Raw genomic sequence first — 3,013 nt, forward strand, 5'->3', positions numbered from 1 at the left:
CGTCTCGAAGGCCGAGTTCCGCGAGCGCTGCCGGGCCTACGCCGCCCAGTGGATCGAGGTCCAGAAGGCCGGCTTCCGCCGCCTTGGCGTGCTGGGCGACTGGGACAACCGTTACGCCACCATGGACTTCTCGTCCGAGGCGGCCATCGTCAACGAGTTCCACAAGTTCGTGGTCTCGGGCCAGCTCTACCGGGGCTCCAAGCCCGTCATGTGGAGCCCGGTGGAGCGCACGGCCCTGGCCGACGCCGAGGTCGAGTACCATGACCACAACAGCCCCACCGTCTGGGTGAAGTTCCCGGTGGTCGAGGGCCCTCAGGCCGCCGACCACGCCAGCGTGGTGATCTGGACCACCACCCCCTGGACCCTGCCGGCCAACCGCGCCATCGCCTTCTCTCCGGAAATCGCCTACGCGGTCTACGAGGTCGAGGCCATGGAGACCGGCCTGGACTTCGAGCCCTGGGCCAAGGCGGGCGACCGCCTGATCGTCGCCGACGCCCGCGCCGCCGACGTGGCCGCCGCCGCAAAGATCGCCCGCTGGCGACGGGTCGAGGCCGTAGATCCCTCGGGCATGACCTGCCGCCATCCCCTGGCGACCCTGGACGACCACTATGGCTTCGCCGTGCCGATGCTGTCGGGCGACCACGTCACGGACGACGCGGGGACGGGCTTCGTCCACACCGCCCCCGGCCACGGGGTCGACGACTACCTCCTGTGGCTGGCCCACGGCCACCGGGAGATCCCCGAGACGGTGGACGCCGACGGCGCCTACCTGCCCCACGTCGCCCTCTTTGGCGGCCTCAAGGTCCTGGAGACCGAAGGCAAGAAGGCCGGGAAGTTCGGCCCGGCCAACGGCGCGGTGATGGAAAAGCTGGTCGAGGCCGGAAACCTCCTGGCCCGGGGCCGGCTGGAGCACAGCTATCCCCACTCCTGGCGCTCCAAGGCGCCGGTCATCTTCCGCAACACGCCCCAGTGGTTCATCCGCATGGACGAGGCCGTGGACACGCCGGAGCTGAAGGGGGCCACCCTGCGCGAGACGGCCCTGAAGGCCATCGCCGCCACCGCCTTCTACCCGGAGGCCGGGCGCAACCGCATCCGCTCCATGGTCGAGGGCCGGCCGGACTGGCTGATCAGCCGCCAGCGGGCCTGGGGCGCGCCGCTCGCCATGTTCGTCGACAAGGAGACCTTCCAGCCCCTGGTGGACCCGGAGGTCAACCGGCGTATCGTCGCGGCCATCGCCGAGCGCGGCGCCGACGCCTGGTTCACCGACCCGCCGGAGCGCTTCCTCGGCGGCCACGATCCGGACCGCTTCGAGAAGGTCGAGGACATCCTCGACGTCTGGTTCGACTCCGGCTCGACCCACGCCTTCACCCTGGAGGGCCGGGAAAACACCCGCTGGCCCGCCGACCTCTACCTCGAGGGCAGCGACCAGCACCGGGGCTGGTTCCAGTCGTCCCTGCTGGAGAGCTCCGGCACCCGGGGCCGGGCGCCCTATGACGCCATCATGACCCACGGCTTCACCGTCGACGAGAACGGCGAGAAGATGTCGAAGTCCAAGGGCAACACCCTGGAGCCCGACACCGTCATCCGCGAGTCCGGCGCCGAGATCCTCCGCCTCTGGGCGGCCATGGTCGACTACGCCGAGGACCAGAGGATCGGGAAGACCATCCTGGCCACCACCACCGACGCCTACCGCAAGCTGCGCAACACCCTGCGCTACCTGCTGGGCGCCCTGGCCGGGTTCTCCGAGGCCGAGCGGGTCGACCCCGCCGACATGCCGCCGCTCGAGCGCTACATCCTGCACCGCCTGCATGAGCTCGACGGCGAGGTGCGCGAGGCCTACGGCCGCTTCTCCTTCCAGGACGTGGCCCGGCCCCTGACCGAGTTCTGCCAGACCGACCTGTCGGCCCTCTTCTTCGACATCCGCCGCGACGCCCTCTACTGCGACCGGCCCGACAGCCTGACGCGCCGGGCCGCCCGCACGGTGATGGACCTGGTCTTCGAGCGCCTGACCATCTGGCTGGCGCCCCTGATCCCCTTCACCATGGAAGAGGCCTGGACCACCCGCTTCCCCGAGGCCGGCTCCAACTGCCTGCGGATCTTCCCCGACACCCCCGCCGCCTGGAGCCATCCGGCCGAGGCCGCCCGCTGGGCGAAGGTCCAGGCCGTGACCCGCGTGGTCATGGGCGCCCTGGAGGCCGAGCGGCGCGAGAAGCGCCTGGGCGGGCCCCTGGAGGCCGCGCCGGTGGTGCATGTCGCCGACGCCAGCCTGCGGGCGGCCTTCGAGGACCTGGACCCGGCGGAGGTCTTTCGCACCTCCCAGGCGACCCTCGTGGCGGGCGCGGGGCCGCAGGGCGCCTTCGCCCTGGCCGAGGTTCCCGGCGTGAGCGTCGAGCCCCGACGGGCCGAAGGCCGCAAGTGCGCCCGCTCCTGGCGCATCCTGCCCGAGGTGGGCCAGGACCCGCGCTACCCGGACCTGTCCCTGCGCGACGCCGACGCCGTCGCCGCCTGGGATGCGAGCCGTGTCTGAGGCGGCGCCCGCAGTGACCCCGGCCGGCCGGCTGGCCTTCAGCCTCTCCGCCGTCCTCCTGGCCGCCGATCAGGCGCTCAAGGCCTGGATTCTCTATGGGCTGGACCTGCCGACCCGCGTCTCGACACCGGTGCTCGGACCGCTGAAGCTGACCATGGTCTGGAACGAAGGCGTCAGCTTCGGATTTCTCCAGGCGACCCATGACCTCGCCCGGTGGGGCCTGACCGTCTTCGCCCTCGGCGTCGCCCTGGCCCTGGCGATCTGGGCGAGTCGGGCGGACCGGCGGCTGCTGGGGCTCGCCCTCGGCCTGATCATCGGCGGCGCCGTCGGCAACGCTATCGACCGGGCGCGCTTCGGCGCCGTGGTCGACTTCATCGATGTCAGCGCCATCGGTTTCTTCCCCTGGGTGTTCAATCTGGCCGACAGCGCCATCACCATCGGCGTGATCCTGATGCTGGCAGACTCCTTCCGGAAAGCCCCTTCCCA

The 3,013-nt window shown here is 71.2% G+C and carries 2 protein-coding genes; both read left to right on the plus strand.

The window, feature by feature from the left end; translation table 11 throughout:
• A partial coding sequence (gene ileS, locus INE98_RS13960; protein ID WP_293539704.1) for an isoleucine--tRNA ligase occupies window positions 1-2,527 on the plus strand: 2,527 nt, incomplete at its 5' end.
• Window positions 2,520-3,013, plus strand: a 494-nt coding sequence (gene lspA, locus INE98_RS13965; RefSeq protein WP_293539705.1) for a signal peptidase II, incomplete at its 3' end; no start/stop codon positions are given. The genes ileS and lspA, both read left to right, overlap by 8 nt.

This window comes from Phenylobacterium sp. (genome assembly GCF_020253645.1).
Lineage (GTDB): Bacteria > Pseudomonadota > Alphaproteobacteria > Caulobacterales > Caulobacteraceae > Phenylobacterium.